This is a genomic window from Cyclobacterium sp. SOCE241, assembly GCF_056867545.1.
In genome coordinates this window covers 4,630,527-4,652,878 of sequence record NZ_CP149779.1, presented here as the reverse complement: position 1 = coordinate 4,652,878, position 22,352 = coordinate 4,630,527, and the positions used below count along the sequence as shown (strand labels likewise).

Below are 22,352 nucleotides of genomic sequence, written 5' to 3'. Positions count from 1 at the left end.
CAACCCCGTCTCGTAGTTTCGGCCCGGCCACCGCTCCCTTACTTTAGCGATTGCATTAAAAATCACCAAAATTAATAAAGTCTAATTCAATGAGTCTTTACCTAGTATAAGTTTAGCGACGCGTAACTTAGACCCCACATGGGAAAGTTTTCAACTTTCGTGAAATTAGGCCCCTATTCCCAACTGCCAAAGAATACAAAGCAGTGACCAATACTAATTTATAAAACCAAAGATGTCAAGATGGTCAGCTATCTCCAGTTTTAACACACAAAGTCAGTATTGAAAGTCAGACCGATCAGACTGCAATAGAAGAAGCAAATTTTCATTCTCCCAACACTAAAAAACAAAAAGGAGAAAACCATTCCCCATAGTAACCCTAATTCCCAACATCACTTCGTTCAACACTGCATTCAGACTAGGCTGTTCCAGCCGTCAGAATGCTTAGTTATTATGTGCTGTGTTTTATTAATACATTTCTCGTCTATACCATATTGTTGTATCATATTTAATGAAGTTAGTTTTTAGTATGGTCGAAATCAATTCTTCCTTGTCTATTCTACTCCAAACTATGTTTTCAATGTCACGATTATTTTTTCGCTGAAATCTTGATTGAATCAAATCTTCTACCTTCGTTTTGTCAAATTCTTTGTAATAGAAAAAACTATTTAAAAGACTTACAGTTTGAGATAAGGCAATTTTATCTTCTTGACTTTTATCGGATAAATCATCAATAAGCTTTACTAAATAGCTATTTAGTTCTGAATTCCTAAGGATGAAAAGTGCATTCGATGAATTTATTGCAATTTGACTTATGGATTTGTCAATATCGAAATCACGTAATTGAATAAAGCATCTGCTAGAATTAATACGACCTAAACTAAAGTCATCATCTGTAATAACAATTTCTTCCCAAATTTTTTCTTTAATTAAAGACCATCTTAAATCTAGTCTACGTTGTTCAGGGATTAGTTTTATTGAATCTACTTGAAAATTGTCTCGGATAATCTTATCTACTATTTTATCCGATTGTTGATTACATAAAAGGTAGTCAACATGGTCTGTATTGGAATCCGAGTTCCCAAAAATTGTTTTTAATAACTCTAAGGCCGAGGTGTTAGAAGACTTTACTTCTTTAATTAATGAGTCTGCAGAAGAATATGAGGCACAGTCTATAGACCAGAAATGACCTAGGTCTTTTAATTCATTTATACTTATAGTTTCTCTTGTTGTGTTTTTTTCTATTAATACACATTGAATTTTTGAGAGAGCTTTCTCAAAGGAGTTTAAATCTTCTATTCTCACTTCTCGATTAGAATATCTTGAGTTTCGAGTGAATGAATTAAGTAGCCAATTTGCTTCATTTGCTGCCCAAGTAATTGAGAATCCTTCCTTTCTTAGATTTTGAAGTTCATTTGTAATATGTTCAAGGTATAATTGATAAATTGTAAATAAAAGAGCTTCTCTCTCCGGTGTTATTTCAATGTTTGACCTTGCAACATTCGTTTTTGGCGCATTTTTACCTGATGTATTAACTATAACATATAAGTTCCGGCCATTAAATCCAGGAGTGTTAAAATCAACCCTAATACCTTCGATACAAGTCCCAATTGGTTGAACATTATTTCTATCAATTTCTCTGTAATCAAGGAAATCCCACTCTTTCCAATGCTCAATGTAACGCAATGCGAAAGCCATTGTTAATCCATCTTTTTGAACTTCTTTAATCTTTAGATACTTATCATCTATGTCAAATCCTATTTCCTTTAAATGACTTTTTAATACATCTTTTGGAGTAGTGTATCCAATTGGGGTAAGTTTTTCATTAACTTCTAGTTGTAACTTACAGTTTGGTATAAGTATCCATTTTTTTAGTTCTTTCTCAATATTTGAAAGATCTACATCGGCTCGTACGTGAAGTTTAATTTCAGTTCCGTGTTTTTTAATTTCATTGCAAACTTTATCTATGGATAAATATTTCAACAAATATTTTCCATGTACTTTCTTTATTTTTAGTAAAATGGCTCTATCTGATTCACTTGACTTTGTTAATATGTCAATATCATCGGCTATTAAGAAACATGTTAGCAATCCAATTCCAAATCGACTTATAGGCGAAAAACTAGGGTATTTCTTTTTAAAAGCTTCATCCTGATATCTTGAAGAACCTACTTTAAGTAGGTGGTTTTGAATTATTTCTAATGTCATACCTGTTCCATTATCAATGAATGACAGCTCTCTATTTTTCTCTTCCCACTTGATTTTTATTTCAGGTTCGTATCCTAATCCCTTTCCTTCTGATTCTAATTCATGTTTTTTAGTTTCGATGCGTCAATTGCGTTTTGGGTTAATTCTCTTAAGACTACTGATGAGTCATTATAAAGAGTATGACCAACTAGAAGGTCAAGTATTTTAGTTTGGTCGAGAACGAATTCAAATTGTCTCTTTTCAAAATCTTTCGTTTCAATATTTGTATCATCAATATTTCTCCAAGGGTAATTATATGTGTTCCCAAAAAATTTATTAGCTGTTTCGTTGAATTTGTAATTATCCTTTAATTGTTTGTTTGCATAATTTATGTATGATACTAAACCGAAAAACCCTTTTTCTTCTTCAAATAACGCAATAATTTCCAAGGTGTCCTTAGGTATCGTATTATCTGCAATACCTTCTTTATTTTTCTTGACTTGAGGCCTAATAGTTTTAACTGCTCTTTGTTTTGCCCATTCTTCTTGGCTTATTGGGTCAGTCGGATTTATTAGGTTGAATTCTATAGAAGGGGTTCTATCTGAAGTTATATGAAGTAGATCTGCAGTACGTAGAATTAATGCGGAATAATGTAAATTAACAACTTCTTCTTTTGAAGGACCATATTGTTGTGTTGGCTTGTATTTTTCAAAATCATCTAAATCAGACAAGTGATGACTTTCACAGATTAGTGCCAAGTCCCGTCTAAACATATAGTCAATGCTAGAAATTAGCTTTTTTATTTCAGAAACAACCTGTAATTCATGTTGGAAATTAGGGTTTGATTCATCAAGTATCCAGTATTTTATTCTTTCTGCATGAGACCTTCTTACAAGTTCTTGATAAATGAACCTATCTTGCGTATCCGGATTTGAAATAGATAGAATTTTATCCCTATAATCTAAGCCAAATTGCCCTTCAAGTATTGATTGTTTATATGACGGGAAAACCGACTTTTTTCTTTCTTTAAATTCTTCTTTGGTTACTAGCATCCCTAAATCATGAAAATAAATTGAAAGAGTTAGCATAAGCCAATTTGCAGGTGTTAAAATTTCTTGAGTATCTTCTGGAATTATCCATTCAAGAGAGTCAAGCATAAAATCGATATGACTTATATCATGTTTAGTATATTCATCAAAAATCCCTTCTCTACCAATTTGACCTAGTATATGTGCTACTTGCCTTTTTACATGCAATAACTTAAGTCCACTAAAGGATTTCAAACTTTCTGCTTTTTCGGCCAATTTTTCGGCTTTACTTGTCAATTTTATTTCATTCATATCTTAGTAGTTCACTGTTTTTATATGGTACATAACGGTTGGTACATGTTGCGGAGAGGATTTCGGTGAGCGTCAGCGTCCGCCAGAACGTGACGTTCATGCGAGAATCCGCGGATGGCGCCGCACCAACCCCGCTCTGAAATATGTACTTTGTTATGCTGCGTATTTTTTTACTTTTTCTAGTAATTTGTCTAACACTATTTTATATTTATTCAACAATATTTGCCATGTTTCATTATGGTTTAGTATCGGATAATCAATATCAAACTTCTTTAAGCTTTTTATAATTCCTGATTTATCTGTGTGAATTGGAAAACCCTGTCTGATTCTATTCATTGTTTTAAATGTATCAACTATTTCTTCTCCATCATTATCAATTTGATTCAAAAATTCCTCAAGTAAAACAAATGATTTTACATCTTTTTCTTTATTACTCGTGATTTTTCGAAGTAGTTTGGGATTTAAATCGTTTACCAAATTTCCGAGAGTTGAGATTGCATAGGTGAATTGTTCTCGATTGTCAATTGTTCTAAATAGATTTAGAATATTACGTTCTTGTCCTAATTTTAGTAAGTTTTCATTATGCTTACTATAAACAATTGCATTTATATTATCCCTAACTTCAATAATCGAATCTGCAATTAAATTAGTTTGAATTCTCGTTCCAATATCTATTTGATTATCAGAGAAAATAATTTCATATCCTTCTATTTTTTTAATTTTATTAATATCAAATGGATAAGGATTTATTTTATCTTCTGTGCTAATAATTTTTCTTCAAATTCTTTTAAAGTGCCGTCTTTAACTCTTTGAGATACCCATTCAATTGCAAATGGAAAAGTCAATTTAACTAGTTTATCTTCATCTAAATTTTCTAACATTCCCCATTCAATAAGAGCAAACCTAGTCAGAGTAACTTTAAACCAAGATTCTGAGGAAATATCTTTAAGAAAACCTTTGTTCTCTTTAAAATATCTAATTTTAAAATCAACAGCAACACCATTAATTGCGGTGATTCCATATGTTCCAGAAAGGAAAGTTACTTTTTCCATTGTTGTTTATTTTAATATGCAGCATAACAATTGTATATAAACAAGCTTATATGAGGAGTTACGTATATATCAACTATCCACCCAACCCTCTTTAGCTAATAAAACAACAAATTAACGATTTGGAACTAAAACTCAAGTGTATCATTTACACTTTTACTTAAATGGCAGAAAAATATTTTGAATTGCAGGGATACACAGCTCAATACACCTAAGGTATTGAGATTTTAAAAGGCTATACCTAAGCTTATTGCAGTAAAATCAAAAAATAATATCGTAATGCAGGTGAAAAATTAAACGCTTAAAAAAACTTACTTTATCAAATCATCTGCACTAAAATCAGCCACTGCCAACTTATCTTTAGTGCTAAAACTCAGATTCTGGGACAGTTCAAAAAGATGGGCTTCGGTTTCGAAAAAATGCATCATATAGCCGGCGGTATTGACAAAAGCCACAAAATCACCTATGGCAGGTAATTGGGGTAGGGAGATTTTGCGTTTGAGCAATACATCTCTCTCCAAACAGTAGGCACCTGTGAAAAACACATCTACAGGCGCATTTGACTCTTCCTTATCGGCATACATCACATAGGGATCCAAAAGAAAATCCTCACTGGAACTCATCATCTGACTCATATTCATTTCCAATCCCACCAACCATTGTCCTCTGGCATCCTGTTTTCTATGCGCCACCCTGGCTATGGTCATTCCCGTTTGGTTAAGCAGAGAACGTCCCGGTTCTATCCGGATTTCCACCTGCATGGCCTTTAGTCTTTGGGCATTGCTTTCTTGGTTTACCGCATCCTTAAAGTCCAGCACCTCTTTTAGAAAGGCAGTACCGTTGACCTTGTTAAAATAGGGATAGGTTTTGAGTTTTCCGGTCAATTCCCCATTGATCATTTCATAGCCCAGACCATGACCATTAAAAGTTAACGGATTATTATTGGCCTTTACCCCTTTCTGCAGTGCCTGATCAAAGGCTTTCCATTGCTCCTCGCTTTCCAGGTAGTTCATTAATATCCCTCCTCCCATATCAATAAAGGCGATGGAGAAGCCTGCCGGCTTGAGTCGCTTGGCCAAGGCTAAGCAATCGGACAAGGCTTGGCCTCGCTGAAGCGTCGAATAGCCATCCAGGTGGAAGTGGAACCCCTGAAGGGAAAGCTTATTGAATGGGCCTTTTTCTCCAAAATTCTGCAGAATAAAGGCCTCCACTGTGCTGGTATCAAAACCGAAACGACTGTAAAGCTTGCTTCCTTCTACTGTAAAACCGCTTATGCGAATACCCACAATGGCCTTTTTATTCAGTTCCTCTGCTATGCTTTGGGCTTGCTTACACTCGTCCTCATTGTCCAAGACAATGGGCACCTGTGCATTGATGGCCAATGCATATTGCGCCTTTGTTTTGATGGCAGAAGTAAGCACCAGATTTTTCCCGGTTCCACCCAAAGCCAGTGATTGTTCCAGTTCCTTTTGACTGGCTGTATCCACACCAATGCCGACATCCAAAGCTTTTTTCACCAAAGCTTTTGATTTATTGGCCTTTCGGGCATAGTAAATTTGATGCTTTAAACCATGGCTTTCAAAAAGCTTTTTAAAAGAAGTAATATTTGCCGAAAAGGAGAGCAGGTGATGCAGGTTGATCGGTGAACCATGTTTTTCAATCAGCTCCTTAATGATTTGTTGGTCTTTAAAAATTTGATGCATCCATGGAGAAGTTATGGGTGTCAAACCTGCATTCGGATTGCCTTTGGTATAGTTAGGATTCATTTTCAATACAGTTTTTATCTTTTTCTATAAGCACAATGGATTGGGCAACATCTATTGCCCACTGAGAAGCCAAATTATTCCGTTTCCGCGACAAGGTATCATTATCTAGCGTTAACCCTTCTGTAGGCGTTCCATATAGGGAAAGGGCTTCATCCGCTATTCCATCAGCTGCAATCAGCCTCCCCCGACTATCCATATCCAGGCAACCGGGTGTATAAATGCCCCCTCTAGTATTCCGGAATTTTTTTCCTATGCCTTTTTGCAAGATTGCACGATAAAGAGGACTTGGCGTTTCGTTTTCATTATTTCTGGGAATACGAGCATTAATCAGGTAGTCGATGGCTTGCTCTTTTTGGCTCCCCACTTTCAGGAGACCATAAGTATCAGTAGATTCATCAACTTCGAAAGTCGCTCCTTTCACAAAATCGAAATCCAATATTCCTGCTTTGGCAAGGGCCAACATTTTCTTCATGTTCTTTACCGGAGGGCCATAAGCTATTCGATTAAAAAGACCAAAATATTTGCGGTCAAACAGTTTGTGTGAAGCAGCATCTAGACCGCCAAAGCTGTAGATTTCATTGAAAACAGAACTTATCCTACGCCAAGTAGCAAAGGCTGCATTTAAAGGGCTATTCTCTCCCCTTTTTCTGCCTCCACAAGTAGCTTTTCTATGGTGTCAGCAACTTCCATATGAGTCAATTGTGATTGGTCGGCAAAAGGATCCAATAATTTTTCCCAATTAAACCTTTCTGCTTCAGGATTGTAATTGTGAAACACTTTTATTTGCTCAAGAATACTTTCATATTCAGGAAGAATTAGCAATCGCCATCGGTAATCCTTAAAAAGCACCTTATAGTAACTTACTGTACATTCTTTAATAATCAATGGAAGGATGGATTTATCATAAGACACAGGCTCGGTGCTCTTAATTCTATCTGCTGCAAAAACAAAGCGGTTGCTTTTCTTCCAAGCTGCCTGTACGCGGCATCATGGGTATACCAGTTCTGGAATAGGGGTAAATTTTCTTTGGTTCCTTTCCTGAAATCCTGTAGGTCATTTCACCCGATTGATTGACTGTAAATTCCCCGGCCCTTCCTTCGGTAAGTGCTAATATTGCATCAATACATGTCAGTCCAAACCCTTGCATGGCCACCTTAGCACCGGGTTCGATATGCTCCAAAGCCAGATGTGTAGGGTATATAAAATCAATAAAACGGTTACTCTGAATTTCTTCCAAAAAGCCGGCCCCACATCCAAGATGTCCCGTGGTCAATAAAATTTTATTGAATTCCGGATAGTCACACGAATTATTTCCCTCGGTATAAAGTTGGTATTTATTTTCTGCTCTTTCAATACCTGTAACCGTGTAAATATGTTTGACCAACTCAATATTAGTAGGCAAACGACTACAAAGTCGGGCAAAACTTTCCATCAAATAAGTACCAACCAACGCTCTGGGAGCAAATGCTTCAGCCTTTGCCTCCCGGGTATACTCAGGTTTGCTTTGCAACCAGCTTACAAAATCCGGTGTAGGCTCCAGAATGGCCGGTGGTCCCTCGTCCGTCCAGCAATTGATATTGCTATTGGCATAATTCATCAACAAATAGGAAGGTTGATCCGGCCGGTAAACATTCCCTGCAGCAAAGAATTTATTTTGATTGAAAAGATGTATAGCTACCGGATCTTGGATTTTATGGGCTTTCAGCTGCGCCAACAGGCGTTCAAAAGCATAAAAACCCTTAGGTCCGAAGCCAACGATAGCTACATTAAATGTTCTTTGTTTCTCTTTAGTCACAGTCCTTACCATCCAATGGAAGAATTCACATTCATTTTACTTTTAGGGAAATGCTTCGCTACCCAATCCATATTATAAATGGTGTCGAGGTACCGCTCTCCCCTATCTGCCAAAAGAAACACACAATTGCTATCCTTCGGGATGTATTTGATGTACCTGTTGATGGCTGATATAACACCACCGGTAGACCCTCCACAAAGTATGCCTTCTTTTTTGAGCAAGGACCAACAGCCTTCAACACAATCCAGGTCACTCACCTTTATATGACCTTAAATTTTTTCTTGTCGATAAACTGTGACTGCACGCCTGCTCCATGTCCCGGTATCAATCTCGGTGCTGCTTTCCCTCCAAACAAGACACTACCAATTGCATCCACCGCTATAATTTTGGTGGCCGGATTATTCTCCGCAATGTAATTGGCATAACCCATCAAGGTCCCACAGGTACTCGTGGAGACAAAGAGATAATCTACGGCTCCACCCAAGTCTCTCAAAATTTCCTCAATGGTTTTATGATGTGCCATCGGGTTATTAGGATTCCCATATTGGTTGGTCCAGAAACTATTGGGTATGCTTTGCAAAAGCTCTTGAACCCTATTCAGGCGGGCAGCAAGAAATCCTCCTTTTTTTGTTGGCTCTTTTACGTATTCCAACCGAGCCCCATAGGCCTTCAGTAGTTTCTCTGTATGTGCATTCAAGTTAGGATCCACCACCACAATTAATTTTAAGCCATAATGAATACAAGCTTGGGCAAGACCTAAGGCCATATTGCCCGAGCTGGATTCTATAATGGTATCCCCTTTTTTTATTTCTCCTTCTTCAATTGCTCTTTTAAGCATAAAGATAGAGGTTCTGTCCTTTAGGCTACCTGAAGGGTTGGCCGCTTCTAATTTCCCAAAGAAAGATGCCCCACTGCTCGGAAAAAGTTTGTCCAAACGTACCAGGGGAGTCTCTCCTATCGTTGCCACAATATCACTGGCAACATTCATCGCATTTGCTGTCGTAATCATACCCGTTCTGTTTTAATCGATGGAATCCAAACTAATTAATAATTTATATTCATATAATCCATAAATTTTATGCCAGTTTATCTGTAGGCATTCGTCTTACCATTCCAGAAAACCTGACTTTCCCATTAATTTTTCATTCCACACTAACTAAAATCTCTACGAGGATGTTTAAAAGTCACATGTTATCCGTCGAAAAGGCGTTCAATGGAAGAAGATTATTTTTTTATTGATTTTCAGCCTTATTCAATTATTTTCCACTATTTTCAATTAAAATATTAATGGTGACTACCCACCAAACTAGTACCGGGTTAAATATTCAATAAAATGGAGAGAAGATTGATCAAGTGGAATCAAAGCCTATATAAACTTGGGGATCTCTTTAACAAATAGCGTTCACAAAAAATCTTATTGAGGCCATTTTTCACTCAATACCAAAGAAACTACTACCGAGAAAATACCGGATGGATCATGCTAGGTTCAGTTATTTAAATACGTTCCACATCAAATTTTCCGTTCCCGAAACTGCGTCTTGATTTTGGCAGTTTGTTGCCTTTTTCCACAACACTGCTGACAAAATCTTACCGAAAACAAAATTGAAAAAGTCATATCCCTACCGAAACCCCTAACCCTGAAAGGGTGACACTGTAATAGTCGAGGGTGCCAACCCTCGGAAAATAGGAATACGCACGCCCTGATTTTGGCGGTATTGTTGCTTTTTTTGGCAACAATGTTGACAGAATCGCTTTCGCCTATAGTTATCCTAATTTCTACCTGTTCATTTTTGGCTTGATCCAAAAACGAACCAAAAAATCAAGGCTGTATGTAAATCTTAACGCAAAATGAATCACTCCCTGGCTAAACAAAAAAACTCGGCCGAAAAGGCCTCAAACAGTTTTTTGTTTTTAACGCCATTGAGCAATCCATTTTACTAATTTCCATAAGGCCGAAAAAAGTAAATGAAATTGAATAAGGTTACGCAGCTAAAGCCATATTGGCTAACTATTTAACCTAGCATAGACTCATTTTCGCCTGACATTACTCCCTATGGTAATACAAACGGCAAGTCTTAACCAACCCAAAAACACCGTAGGTGTGGCATTTTGTAGCCAAGGCTGCAAAGCCTTGGTCAAAGCATGAAGCACAATCTGATTTTGGCGGTATTGTTGCTTTTTTTGGCAACAATGCTGACAAAATCACTTTCGCCTCTAGATATCCTAATTTCTACCTGTTCATTTTTGCCCCTGAGAAAAGACAAATCAGGGCAGGCCCTGAGCAGAAATCAGGGCAGGCTGAAGTCAAAACGAACCAAAAAAATCAAGGCTGTATGTAAATCTTAACGCAAAATGAATCACTCCCTGGCTAAACAAAAAAAACTCGGCCGAAAAGGCCTCAAACAGTTTTGTTTTTTAACGCCATTGAGCAATCCATTTTATAATTTCCATAAGGCCGAAATAAAGTAAATGGAATTGAATAAGGTTACACCTTCAAAGCCATATTGAGCTAACTATTTAACCTAGCATGACTCTTTTCGCCTGACATTACTCCCTATGGTAATACAAACGGCAAGTCTTAACCAACCCAAAAACACCGTAGGTGTGGCATTTTGTAGACAAAGCTGTGAAGCCTTGGTCAAAGCATGAAGCACAATCTGATTTTGGCGGTATTGTTGCTTTTTTTGCAACAATGCTGACAAAATCACCTTAGCTCGACAAACAAAAAAAGCTACATGAAATAAAATCTCATAGCTTTGGTCAATTAACAATAAACCCAAAATAACCTGCTGTAGGAGAAGGAGTCCGAACCTCCACGGAGCAGTTAGGAAAAATACGAGCTCGCTATTTTTCTTTATCCTGTGATCTCCACCCCGAGACAGGAGGGCATGTCTGCCAGTTTCATCATCCTACAGTATATATCAGTAATTAAACTTCCGTTCATTACCCAAAAAGACCTTTTGTCTTTGTTTGATATATCAAAGGTAATAAAAGATTATTAAATTAAAATTATGGCAACAAATTATATTTATTTATATTATTTTTAACTTAGTAGCATTTAAATTGCTTATTTCATTTTACAGCCACCTCTACAAACCCTTGATTGAAATATTTGCAAAAGTCTATAAAGCTTGATTTTACCACTATAGAACGCAGCAAAACCCCTCCGAAAATTAAGCGTTAATTCCGGAAACATTTTAAAATTAAAACATCAAAAAACCAATACAAAAAATACCGAATTTTTAAGCCTCCCAAACTCCGTAGAGGTGTCATTTTGTAGCCGAGGGAGTCAACCCTCGGAAAATGAGTACGCACGTCCTGATTTTGGCGGTATTGTTGTTGTTCCTTTTACAACAATCCTGTCAAGCCCCAACCGAAAACAAACTGACTCGTCCTGAAAAAAGTTTACAGTTTTAAAATTTATTGCTTGTTAGTACTACCCCAAATTTACACCCCTCCTATATTCAATATTCCCGTAGGATCTGAAAAAATCAAAGTCATGGATGTATGTCAATGGTCAGAAAAAAGTAAGATACGATTTTGGCGTGGTGTTGCTTTTTTTTGCAATAATGTTGACAGAATCGCTTTCGCCTATAGTTATCCTAATTTCTACCTGTTCATTTTTAGCTTGATCCAAAAACGAACCAAAAAATCAAGGCTGTATGTAAATCTTAACGCAAAATGAATCACTCCCTGGCTAAACAAAAAAAACTCGGCCGAAAAAGGCCTCAAACAGTTTTTTGTTTTTAACGCCATTGAGCAATCCATTTTACTAATTTCCATAAGGCCGAAAAAAGTAAATGAAATTGAATAAGGTTACGCAGCTAAAGCCATATAGGCTAACTATTTAACCTAGCATAGACTCATTTTCGCCTGACATTACTCCCTATGGTAATACAAACGGCAAGTCTTAACCAACCCAAAAACACCGTAGGTGTGGCATTTTTGTAGCCAAGGCTGCAAAGCCTTGGTCAAAACGATCTGCACGTTACGATTTTGGCGGTATTGTTGCTTTTTTTGCAATAATGCTGACAAAATCACTTTTATCAGGATCATAAAATATAATTCATAGGGGAATTTAACCTTTTGAGATGGTTTGTTGACTTTTTCTAATGGTTACCCTTTTCTTTTCCTGTTCATTTTTTCCTTGATGAAAAAACGAACCAAAAAAATCAAGGCTGTCAAATCTTATTTCAAATGATGGGAAATCATTCAAAGAACAAATGTCTTTTACGTAGCCATCATTTGATTTTTGGATCAGGATTCCAGGCTAAAAATGAGTGGATCTCCTTGTGGGAGCTAACTCATTTTCTTAACGCCCTCCATCCTGCTCCAAAAACCATAACCTTTGAAGGCCGATAAAGCCTAATACTTTGTGCTTTCAAAAAGAAAAGTAATTACCGGTATAAGAATTTCCATACAAAGACGTATAGTTTACGAATCCCAAAACCCCATAGGGGTGACAGTTTTGTAGCCAAGGCTGTGAAGCCTTGGTTAAAACGATCTGCACGATACGATTTTGGCGGTATTGTTGCTTTTTTTGGCAACAATGCTGACAAAATCACTTTCGCCTCTAGTTATCCTAATTTCTACCTGTTCATTTTTGCCCCTGCCTGAGAAAAGACAAATCAGGGCAGGCTTGATCCAAAAACGAACCAAAAAAATCAAGGCTGTATGTAAATCTTAACGCAAAATGAATCACTCCCTGGCTAAACAAAAAAAAACTCGGCCGAAAAGGCCTCAAACAGTTTTTTGTTTTTAACGCCATTGAGCAATCCATTTTACTAATTTCCATAAGGCCGAAATAAAGTAAATGGAATTGAATAAGGTTACGCAGCTAAAGCCATATAGGCTAACTATTTAACCTAGCATGACTCATTTTCGCCTGACATTACTCCCTATGGTAATACAAACGGCAAGTCTTAACCAACCCAAAAACACCGTAGGTGTGGCATTTTTGTAGCCAAGGCTGCAAAGCCTTGGTCAAAACGATCTGCACGTTACGATTTTGGCGGTATTGTTGCTTTTTTTGGCAACAATGCTGACAAAATCACTTGGGGAAGTTTTTTTACCTTTGAACACAAACCATTAAAAACGAAAATACCATGCGAAGAATCGTACCCAATATTTATTCCAACAACATGGCAGAAAGCAAACACTTTTACAGGGAATTTCTTGACATGGAATTGGCCATGGACTTGGGCTGGGTAATAACCTTTGTCTCAAAAGACAATCCCACGGCACAAATTTCCATTCTTGAAAACAAAAACTCAAGCCCCCTAGACAATTCCGCTATCTTCCTATCCATAGAAGTTGCAGATGTTAATCACTACTACAAAAAAGCCCAAGAACTAGCAATAAACATCAGCTACAAAATCAGGGATGAAGACTGGGGAGTAAGGCGATTTTTTGTGACAGACCCAAACGGAGTTACGCTTAATCTACTCAGCCATATATAATTCTCAGCAGTATTTATTGGTTTGTTGCCCCATTTGAATCTTGACACAAGTATGCTTCAAAGCATTGGAAGGTCAATTTTTTAAACTATCTTTATCTTTTAATCCAAAGAAAGTTCTCGAATTTTAGCCTAGAAAAAATCATTAGCCCAAGTTAAAACCCATAGTTGTAATTTACTTTACAAAATGACAAACAAAATAGCCCTCCTTCCACTCCTTTTTGTACTTTTTATCCCCATTTCAGCACAAGCCCAGATCGATCAAGACAAAACGGGGGCTTGGTACATGTATTTTTTCAATACCTCATTTAAAGATAGTCAATGGGGTTTTCAAGGTGATATCCAATACCGTAATTGGAACAAGGGGGAGACCTAGAGCAATTGTTGTTGCGGGGAGGATTGACCTATCAACCCAAGGAAGCAAATATCAAATTTACCTTGGGCTATGCCAATATAACCTCAGGAGTTTATGGAGATGACAAAAGCACCTCCGGGGAAAGCAGAATTTATCAAGAAGCCCTGTTTCCATCTCAGTTTGGAAAACGATTTTATGCCACCCACAGATTTCGCTATGAACAGCGCTTTGTGGAAAATCAAGATTTCAGAACACGCTTTCGGTACAATCTGTTTTTAAATATCGCCTTGAACAAAGCGGCAATGGAGAAAAACACAGTTTACTTGGCCCTTTATAATGAAATATTCATCAATGGGGAAAGAGGTATAGGAAACGGAAACTCGGTTGAAATTTTTGATCGCAACAGGTTTTATGTGGCCCTTGGCTACATGATCAATAATGACTTAAAAATCCAACTGGGAGGTATGAGACAATCAACTGACCAATGGAGTAAAAATCAATTGCAGCTCAGCCTCCACCATAATTTTTAATAGCCAATCCAATATGATGTTTTCAATCATTAAGGTGAGCTTAAATTAAACACATGTATTTTACTCCGGTAGTGTATTAAGTTTTGTTAGGAATTTAATAATCACAAGAAATTCAAGCATTGGCTGATATTGAAGTAATTTCGGCAGCTAATAGATTGCCTATTTCTTATTTCCGGTTTAAATTTACATGTATTGAAAGCCTCTCCGAATCAGGTGATTTTGTAGTTTTCTCCCTCCCAGAATAACATTAGACGTTCGGATTCATCCCAATCAGCTTTAATTATGAAAAGCAGAAGCGCATTATTTTTGGTAGTTTTTACATTGCTTTTTAATTTCAAATCTGAAGCACAGACTTCCGGTGACCATGTGGGCGCTTGGTACATGTACTTTTTCAACACCACCTTTAATGAAGGTCCTTGGGGTTTTCAAGGAGACCTTCAGTACCATAGTTGGAATAAAACAGATGATATGGAACAAGTGCTGTTTCGAGCAGGGCCGACCTATAAACCTAAGCATTCAAATGTGAAATTCACCTTGGGCTATGCCAATATCACTTTTGGTCAAAGAGGAATAGACAATTCAAAGAAAGTTGAAAATAGAATATATCAAGAGATTTTATTTCCGGCAAAAATAAGCAACCGCTTCTATACCACCCATCGTTTTCGCTATGAGCAAAGGTTTCTCGCCGAGCAAGACTTTAGAACAAGGTTTAGGTATATTTTATTTCTAAATATCCCACTAAATAAAACCGATTTAGAACAAGGTGCCCTTTATTTGGCATTCTACGATGAAATTTTTCTCAATGGTGAAAAAAATATAGGCCATGAGCAGTTAGTAGAAATATTTGACAGGAATAGAACCTATGCAGGCCTGGGTTACCTGATTAGGAATGGTTTAAAAATTCAACTTGGAGGCATGCGACAAATAGCCAATTTGTCCAAAAGAAACCAGTTTATCTTAAGTCTTCACCATTCACTGTAAAGATTAGCTTCTTTGCCGCCATACCTAATAAGCCCAAGCTGGAAACAAAAAAAGAGCCGGATAAATCCGGCTCTTTTTCAATCATTATACAACCCTTATTTTATTCGTTTAACACATCAATATGTGTATCAAATTCAACTTCATTTCCCTCCTCATCTTCAATGATAAACATCACATGGTATTCACCTGCGGTGATATTGGCAGGAACATCTATGTGTTCATGAAATTCGACCTCAGTCAACTCGTGGTAACCTTCTTCAAAAACTTCCTCCATTTCCCAGAGGACCTCTCCTGCACCAGCAGTAAGCCCATGGGCATGAATGTCAACAGTAATGGTATGAATCCCATTGGCAGCTCCAACAAAAAACTCTACATGAAAATCTTCTCCCCTTACCACTTCGGCATCCATTTCAAATCCACTGATATGAATCAATTCTCTTATTTCTAAATGTCCCTCCATTTCAGTAATGTTCCCTGCAGCATCTGTAATTACCAATTCCACATGGTATTCTCCAGCCGGTGCAGTAGCAGGAATATCTATATGCTCATGGAACTCAGGGTTTTTCACCAAATATTTAGCATCCGTGTAGACTTCTTCAAAGTCCCACTCGACTTCTCCTTCGCCTACTTCCAGATCATGAGCATGAATACTCACTGTAATAGACTCTACATTGGCATAAGCAAGAATGGTAGCTTCCATATGCAAATCCTTTCCACGATAGGCCACTGGATCTGTAGAATGTGTACTCCCTTCACCCATTTCAAATGTGGAAACAACCGGAGGATCAAAGGTAATGTCTTCATCATCTTGACAGGAAAATAAAGTCAAAACCATAAAGGATAATAGTAGCGTTTGTCTAAGTCTGTTCATAAACAATAATTTTTTACTGGTTAATTAATGCAACACAATTGCGTAAAATTAATGCAATAATATTGCATTATCAAGAGAGATTTCGATTTTAAAAAAATATTCCAATGAAAAACCAATTCTAACATGCAACATTGTTTCAATAGTATAAATTAAATATCTTTGCAATAAGATTGCAAGTAAATAGAGGCTATCGCTTCTGTTCTGATGCTACGATCACTAAACTATTTTCTAGATTATTTCATTACGACCCAACCAATTCAACATCCATGAAAAGTATTAACAAGCCAATTTTATTTGTTCTTTCATTTATGTTTATTTTAAGTTCATGTCAAGAAGATGCTGAACCTAATTTGCCCTCCCCCACCATAGACAACCTCGAGATTGGCCTTAACAACGATGAAATTGGGGTGATTGGTGAAGATTTTCATTTAAATGCAGACATTCTAGCCGGGGAATTAATAGAACAAGTACAAATACAAATTAAGCCAATTGACGAAGAAAGCTATGACGCTTACTGGGCCTTTGAATTAACTTGGGAAGAATACAAGGGTGTAAGAAATACCAATGTACACAAGCACTTTGATATCCCTGAAGATGCTGTGGAAGGAGTTTATGATTTCCTTATTATCGTTACTGATCAAAACGGAACCATTACAGAAGAAAAGCGAAGTATCACCATTTACAAGGAAGAAAACCTCCCGATAGCACCTTAACTATAAACATTGTTTTTAAAACTTCAAAAAATAAAATTGGCCAATTACCGATCTACCATAACCTTAGAGAAAGAAAGGAATTCCACCATTGGTGTTCAATAATGATTGTTTATTACTAATCAATTGTAGAATTAGCCAATTGAAATTCTTACCTTTTAATTACCTATGGGCTTATCATACCCCAAAACCGATAGCTAGTTCTTAACCTATTTATTTTTTGGCCTGAAAAATATCTTTTTCCCAAAACCGAGGGATTTATAATTTTATTACGTCTATACCATCATCGCTGAAAGTTTTAAATGATCAATTATGATGGGTTTAAGAATAGTCTTCCTTTTAATAGGAACGTGGATAGTTTTCACTTCCTGTGATTCAGAAGAACAAGATCAATTGATTTTGAATGAGGATGGTATAGTTCTAGACGTAGACATGAGTTTATTTCTTGAAGGAACCACTGTAAGCACCATTCCTTGTACATTATCGGATGGTACTGTGACGGATTGCTATCAAATCACCACCACAAGTACAGCCTCCGACCATCAAATGGGTCCTTGGTGTCCAAGCAATATTTCAGATGGTGAAGAGGCAGGAGGAATCTGGCTGGAAAGTGGACAAGTTTACGATGTTGATGGTGCATTTATCAAAAATCTCGCTACATTTTACAATGACAACACCTGGATGATGTATGACGAAAATGGAGACATTTACATTACAGACACTGAAGAAGACTGTATCAATGCTGCCAATCCTGATGTGGGGGCCGAGTATCAAAATTTCTGTGTGGAATGCTTGCCATCCTATATCACTGATCTTGCCCAAAGCTGGGTAATTCCAATTACTCCCATTAAGCAAAGTAACGCAAGTAATTTTGCCATGGGAGGTGGCCCTACAGGTGTTTCCGGACCAACTGTCAGAGGAATCGCATTTAACGGTATTGAATTTTCAGGAGCTGCTCCAACAGATGCCATACTTTCAGCCTATACATTAGCCCCTTTTGATGATGCAGGAGGACATATCAACGTACATCAGGGCTACCATTATCATGCCGCCACAGGGGTAAGTACTGAAGTCTCACAATTGGATGGACATGCCCCAATGATTGGCTATGCCATGGATGGACACAGTATTCACACCCAACTCAATGAGGACGGATCAGAGCCATCAGATCTTGACCAATGCAGAGGGCACTATGATGAAACTAGAGGGTATCATTACCATGTAGATGCTGCCGGTAACAACAATTTCATTAATTGTTTGGCGGGAGCATATGTTAACTAAATAGAAAAAAATGAAAAGATGGATTGTAAGTCTTGTATTGGTTGCTTGGGCAAGTTTAGCGCAAGCCCATCAACCCGCCATTTCAACCGTAATTTTAGCTGAAAAATCAGATCAAAGTTGGATCCTTCAAATAAGATCTCCATTAACTTCCTTTGAATATGTAATCAAACAAAATTACGGAGAAAATTCATTTGCTTCGGCAGACGAGTTTAAAGCTTTGGTTATTAATTATTTAAAAGAGAATATTTCCATTCGTTTCAATGGGAATTTTGAACTACTTCTCCAAAAAGGAACAGTAAAGTTAGGCCATGAAACCAATGTGTTTTTTCAGGTGACAGAAGTTCCCGAAAAAATAAACTCACTAGAAGTAAGCAATACTAGTTTCAAAACCATCAATCGGAACCAAAGTATGTTTATGGTTTTGGGAGAAGGGCTGGACAAAGACCAATTTATACTAAACAATGAAAATGAGCATTCTGCCATTCTAAAAGTAGAAGACAATAAACTTGTACAGCAAGAGGCCACTCTTTTTTAGGCCTGTTCCAAAAAGAAACCCTCAATTCAAGTTTTAATATTTGGGTTTTAGGAGTAATCCTTGCTTTGGCATTAATCTATTCCTTACAAAGGATGAACATCATACCGGCAAAAAAATCCAATTAAGCAAACAATCATAAGTTCCAGACATGAGTCCTTCAAAGAAAATTGTAAATAATCTGATCGTTATACCATCATTGTTTATTGGTATTTTCCTTGCCTGTTCCAATGAAATGGAGGATTTGGAAATTGAGCCAATATCAAACGATTATGACATCAGTCCCATTTTAACTAAATTTGAAGGAACGGGACTTTCATTTGAAATAAGTGGAGAGAAGGTAATTTTCACTACTCAGGATTTGCCCAACCATACAAGCCCATATTGGCCTTCAGACAATGCGCTGTATAGTGAATACAATGGCAATAATCCTGACTACAGGAAGAATCCAAATACAATTGCAAGCCAAAACATTGTCTTGACCATCCCTCTGTACCCATCAGAGGCAAGCTATCATCAGCCCACTCCTCTTGGAGCCATAGGTATTTCAAGAAATGGGGTTGTTTTCTATAATCAATATGCAGGACCTGATCAACCACTAACCACTGAAATTAATTCTTTCGATCAGTGGGCAGGCCACCCACAAATGCGTGGGGAATACCATTACCATATTGAACCGATCTATCTGACGACAACATTTGGTGAGGATGCATTTTTGGGTCTTTTGTCTGATGGCTTTCCTGTTTATGGTCCGGTAGAAAATGACCATGGCATTACCAACGAAGATTTGGATGCCTACCATGGCCATTTTTCAGTGACAGTAGATTTCCCAGAAGGCATTTATCATTACCATATCAACAATGAAGACCCCTATCTTAATGGGAATGGCTTTTTTGGAACCCCTGGAAGTATTACAAAATAATGACTAAAATTAATTTCTATCCGGCACTCGCGGTTTTCTTATTGATACTAGCCGTTTCTTGTGAATATAACAATGAAGCTCTGGAAGTGGATGCTGCTGACCCACAATTACATCTTAGTAATGGTATGCTTTATTATAAAGGAATGGTTTTTACCGGAGTATTGAGCAGCGCCTATGACAATGGCAACAAAAGATCAGCAGTTCACTACACCCAAGGGCGGAAAAATGGTGATGAAACACGATGGTACCCTGACGGCAATATAGAAGCATCAAGAGTATATTCCAAAGGAAATAAAGTAGGTACACACCAAGGTTGGTGGCCAAATGGCCAGCTTAAGTTTATCTATGAATTCAACCGGCATGGAGAATACAATGGGTCAGTAACTGAGTGGTATTTTTCAGGCCAAAAGTTTATGGACTTTCATTATTTAGATGGAAAAGAAGAAGGAAGCCAGAAGCTCTGGCAAGAAGACGGCCGAATCAAAGCCAACTATGTTGTCAAAAATGGAGAAAGATTTGGCCATATTGGGTTGAAAAAATGTGATCCGGTCCAAATACAAAACAACGATGTCAATTAGATTAAGAATACTGGTTTTACTATTACCAATGATATCTTACGGCTGCGGGAAAAAGGAAGTAGGTACTATCCCACCCCCATAGCTAAAAAACAAAGCTCCCCTATTTTAATGCTGCGGATTTTACTCCCGACTGGGACACAAAGTCACATCGAATCCCCACCTTTTCTTTCGTTAATCAAAATGGGAAACTGATTACCAATGAGACTTATAAAGGAAAAAATTATGTAGCCAATTTCTTTTTTACCATTTGTCCCGGAATATGTCCAAAACTTACGGCCAATATGGCCCTTCTTCAAGAGGCTTATAAAAGTGATCCTGATCTATTGTTATTGTCCCACTCTGTTATGCCCTGGAATGACAGTGTTCTTGTCTTGAAAGAATATGCCATTGAAAATGGGGTAGATGATTCGAAGTGGAATTTGGTCACAGGTTCCAAAGAGGCCATTTACAGTATGGCCAGAAATGGCTATTTCGCCGATGAGGATTTTACAAAGACGCAGGATCCTGAAACCTTCATCCATACCGAAAACTTTATTCTCGTAGACAAAGAAGGTTATATCAGAGGTGTTTACAACGGCACCCTTGAGTTGGATTTGGAGCGATTAAAAAGGCATATAAAAATTTTAAAAGAGGAATCAATGTAAGTCTACTTAGAGAGTTTGGACCATTAAGTTCCCACCAATAAAATTGGGATAAATGAAAAAAATCAACTACTTTAAACTAATGTTATGATAATTCTACCAATTTGCAAACCAAGTTTCAATTTGAATGGCTTTTTAGATTTTTATAATTGTGTTTAAACCAAGAAACCATTGATTACGTTTTTGATTTATACAGAAAAATATTAGATTTTGATATGATTGAAGTAAAGAAAAATAAAGACGTCGTAAAAGCGACCAAAGAAGGAAGAATTTACATAGAAAATGAAGACTTTTTCAAACAAGAAAAAGTTCAAAGTCTTATCAGCAGATTAAAAAAGTCTTCCATTTTCAAAGAAATAGAATCCAAAAAAAGGAATTGAATCCCGAAATTACCTAATTTCAAATGCCTTGGAACCTTTTAATACTGCCTCTTTTAGGAGGGTACTACTTATTATCCAGGTTTAATAAATTCAAATTCAAGCAACAAAGACTAGATCGACAAAGGCTTGTTTTTGATACAATTTTAATAGGAACTTGGTTATTATTTTTTTCATTTATTACCCGCCTAATTGTGCAATGGGCATCCCCTAGTCTAATTCCTTTTATTCACGGATATTTCCCAATAAAAACCCCTTTTATTGGAACCACGTTTTTTTCGTTTCTTATAGCTGTGTTGATAACAGAAATTGGAAACTTAACTTTTTGCAGAGATCCTAAAAGACAAATTGAGAAGGCTATCAAAGTAGTCGGAAATGAACTCGAATTATTACTTAGATCCTCATTCAAGGATGCTAAACTTCTGGAATTTACATTGGATACTGATAAGTTTTATATCGCATGGGTAAAAGAATTACCTATTCCTACTGTCAGTAACTACATCAGAGTCATTCCGGTATTTAGCGGATATCGAGATGTACAAAAGAAATTGATCTTTACAACCCATTATCTTGATGTTTATTCTGAATATGTAGAAGAAGTCAAATTCCAGTCACTTTATGAATTGGATGTTGATTTGATCATAACCTTAGACAACCTTGTTACCGTTTCTTACTTTGACATTGAAATGTATGAACGTTTTAATAGACCCAGCGCAGACCTAAAACCCTAAATACCCCCTATATTAGCTTCCAATATTTAACTATTGAGAATAAGTTAATTTAATCTTTAATAGGTTATTATAGTTGAGATGGAGAACAACCTCCAACTTAATAAAGACCGTACCGCCTCATTCCCAACCCACTTATTAAGCAAGCTCGGTTAAAGTTGAAGGATTAAGTGCTCTTTGGGCACCAATTGCTTTATTGCTAGAAAATGGCTCCCATTTCAAAGTTTATTTGTACTTAAAAATTTTATTTTTCTTTT

24 protein-coding genes are annotated in these 22,352 nt (G+C 36.9%); 13 read left to right on the top strand and 11 right to left on the bottom strand.

Features of this window, described 5'->3' with window-relative positions; translation table 11 throughout:
• Positions 1–465: 465 nt before the first annotated feature.
• The 10 genes from WG932_RS23595 to WG932_RS23550 form a co-directional block, all read right to left on the bottom strand.
• On the bottom strand, positions 466–2,205 hold the full coding sequence (locus tag WG932_RS23595) for a hypothetical protein (RefSeq protein ID WP_483085607.1): 1,740 nt from the start codon (positions 2,203–2,205) through the stop codon (positions 466–468).
• Positions 2,206–2,300: 95 nt separating this feature from the next.
• Positions 2,301–3,524: an HD domain-containing protein gene (locus WG932_RS23590; protein ID WP_483085606.1), complete on the bottom strand. Its 1,224-nt coding sequence runs from the start codon at positions 3,522–3,524 to the stop codon at positions 2,301–2,303.
• A 153-nt stretch (positions 3,525–3,677) separates the two neighbouring features.
• Positions 3,678–4,001, bottom strand: a complete 324-nt coding sequence (locus WG932_RS23585; RefSeq protein ID WP_483085605.1) for a hypothetical protein — start codon at positions 3,999–4,001, stop codon at positions 3,678–3,680.
• Between the two features lie 269 nt (positions 4,002–4,270).
• Positions 4,271–4,576 carry a hypothetical protein gene (locus tag WG932_RS23580; protein ID WP_483085604.1) on the bottom strand — a complete coding sequence of 102 codons (306 nt, stop codon included), beginning with the start codon at positions 4,574–4,576 and terminating at the stop codon, positions 4,271–4,273.
• 308 nt (positions 4,577–4,884) lie between these two features.
• The gene (locus WG932_RS23575) at positions 4,885–6,339 is read right to left on the bottom strand and encodes a type III PLP-dependent enzyme domain-containing protein (RefSeq protein ID WP_483085603.1); all 1,455 of its coding nucleotides are present in this window, start codon (positions 6,337–6,339) and stop codon (positions 4,885–4,887) included.
• Positions 6,329–6,811, bottom strand: coding sequence for a hypothetical protein (locus WG932_RS23570; protein ID WP_483085602.1), 483 nt, complete (start codon positions 6,809–6,811; stop codon positions 6,329–6,331). The genes WG932_RS23575 and WG932_RS23570 overlap by 11 nt, the downstream gene beginning before the upstream one ends.
• Positions 6,812–6,960: 149 nt before the next feature.
• Entirely contained in the window at positions 6,961–7,251 is a 291-nt protein-coding gene (locus WG932_RS23565; protein WP_483085601.1) for a hypothetical protein, read from the bottom strand.
• A 19-nt stretch (positions 7,252–7,270) separates the two neighbouring features.
• Positions 7,271–8,146 (bottom strand): FAD/NAD(P)-binding protein, encoded by an 876-nt coding sequence (locus WG932_RS23560; protein WP_483085600.1) that lies wholly within the window; start codon positions 8,144–8,146, stop codon positions 7,271–7,273.
• Positions 8,140–8,391: a hypothetical protein gene (locus WG932_RS23555; RefSeq protein ID WP_483085599.1), complete on the bottom strand. Its 252-nt coding sequence runs from the start codon at positions 8,389–8,391 to the stop codon at positions 8,140–8,142. The genes WG932_RS23560 and WG932_RS23555 overlap by 7 nt, the downstream gene beginning before the upstream one ends.
• 2 nt (positions 8,392–8,393) lie before the next feature.
• A complete protein-coding gene (locus WG932_RS23550) occupies positions 8,394–9,143 on the bottom strand; it encodes a pyridoxal-phosphate dependent enzyme (RefSeq protein WP_483085598.1) in 750 nt (249 codons plus the stop codon).
• A 1,090-nt stretch (positions 9,144–10,233) separates the two neighbouring features.
• Here WG932_RS23550 and WG932_RS23545 point away from each other — a divergent pair.
• The 5 genes from WG932_RS23545 to WG932_RS23525 all read left to right on the top strand — a co-directional run bounded on the left by WG932_RS23545 (position 10,234) and on the right by WG932_RS23525 (position 15,455).
• The gene (locus WG932_RS23545) at positions 10,234–10,473 is read left to right on the top strand and encodes a hypothetical protein (protein WP_483085597.1); all 240 of its coding nucleotides are present in this window, start codon (positions 10,234–10,236) and stop codon (positions 10,471–10,473) included.
• A 2,766-nt stretch (positions 10,474–13,239) separates the two neighbouring features.
• Positions 13,240–13,593, top strand: a complete 354-nt coding sequence (locus WG932_RS23540) for a VOC family protein (protein WP_483085596.1) — start codon at positions 13,240–13,242, stop codon at positions 13,591–13,593.
• Between the two features lie 183 nt (positions 13,594–13,776).
• Entirely contained in the window at positions 13,777–13,965 is a 189-nt protein-coding gene (locus tag WG932_RS23535; protein ID WP_483085595.1) for a hypothetical protein, read from the top strand.
• Positions 13,944–14,474, top strand: coding sequence for a DUF2490 domain-containing protein (locus tag WG932_RS23530; protein ID WP_483085594.1), 531 nt, complete (start codon positions 13,944–13,946; stop codon positions 14,472–14,474). The genes WG932_RS23535 and WG932_RS23530 overlap by 22 nt, the downstream gene beginning before the upstream one ends.
• Positions 14,475–14,756: 282 nt before the next feature.
• Positions 14,757–15,455, top strand: a complete 699-nt coding sequence (locus WG932_RS23525; protein WP_149395100.1) for a DUF2490 domain-containing protein — start codon at positions 14,757–14,759, stop codon at positions 15,453–15,455.
• Positions 15,456–15,555: 100 nt separating this feature from the next.
• Here WG932_RS23525 and WG932_RS23520 read toward each other — a convergent pair whose 3' ends face one another.
• Entirely contained in the window at positions 15,556–16,326 is a 771-nt protein-coding gene (locus tag WG932_RS23520; protein ID WP_483085593.1) for a DUF4625 domain-containing protein, read from the bottom strand.
• A 266-nt stretch (positions 16,327–16,592) separates the two neighbouring features.
• Here WG932_RS23520 and WG932_RS23515 point away from each other — a divergent pair, with 266 nt between their 5' ends.
• The 8 genes from WG932_RS23515 to WG932_RS23480 all read left to right on the top strand — a co-directional run bounded on the left by WG932_RS23515 (position 16,593) and on the right by WG932_RS23480 (position 22,098).
• Positions 16,593–17,039: a DUF4625 domain-containing protein gene (locus tag WG932_RS23515; RefSeq protein WP_483085592.1), complete on the top strand. Its 447-nt coding sequence runs from the start codon at positions 16,593–16,595 to the stop codon at positions 17,037–17,039.
• A gap of 309 nt (positions 17,040–17,348) precedes the next feature.
• Complete coding sequence (locus WG932_RS23510; protein ID WP_483085591.1) at positions 17,349–18,317, top strand: YHYH protein; 969 nt, start codon at positions 17,349–17,351, stop codon at positions 18,315–18,317.
• Between the two features lie 10 nt (positions 18,318–18,327).
• Entirely contained in the window at positions 18,328–18,852 is a 525-nt protein-coding gene (locus tag WG932_RS23505) for a DUF6702 family protein (protein WP_483085590.1), read from the top strand.
• 148 nt (positions 18,853–19,000) lie between these two features.
• Entirely contained in the window at positions 19,001–19,771 is a 771-nt protein-coding gene (locus tag WG932_RS23500; protein WP_483085589.1) for a YHYH protein, read from the top strand.
• On the top strand, positions 19,771–20,349 hold the full coding sequence (locus WG932_RS23495; protein WP_483085588.1) for a toxin-antitoxin system YwqK family antitoxin: 579 nt from the start codon (positions 19,771–19,773) through the stop codon (positions 20,347–20,349). Before WG932_RS23500 ends, WG932_RS23495 begins: the two co-directional genes overlap by 1 nt.
• A 152-nt stretch (positions 20,350–20,501) precedes the next feature.
• A complete protein-coding gene (locus WG932_RS23490; protein WP_483088714.1) occupies positions 20,502–20,993 on the top strand; it encodes an SCO family protein in 492 nt (163 codons plus the stop codon).
• Positions 20,994–21,139: 146 nt separating this feature from the next.
• Positions 21,140–21,370 (top strand): hypothetical protein, encoded by a 231-nt coding sequence (locus tag WG932_RS23485; RefSeq protein ID WP_483085587.1) that lies wholly within the window; start codon positions 21,140–21,142, stop codon positions 21,368–21,370.
• Positions 21,371–21,660: 290 nt separating this feature from the next.
• Positions 21,661–22,098, top strand: a complete 438-nt coding sequence (locus WG932_RS23480; protein ID WP_339681169.1) for a hypothetical protein — start codon at positions 21,661–21,663, stop codon at positions 22,096–22,098.
• Positions 22,099–22,352: the final 254 nt, after the last annotated feature.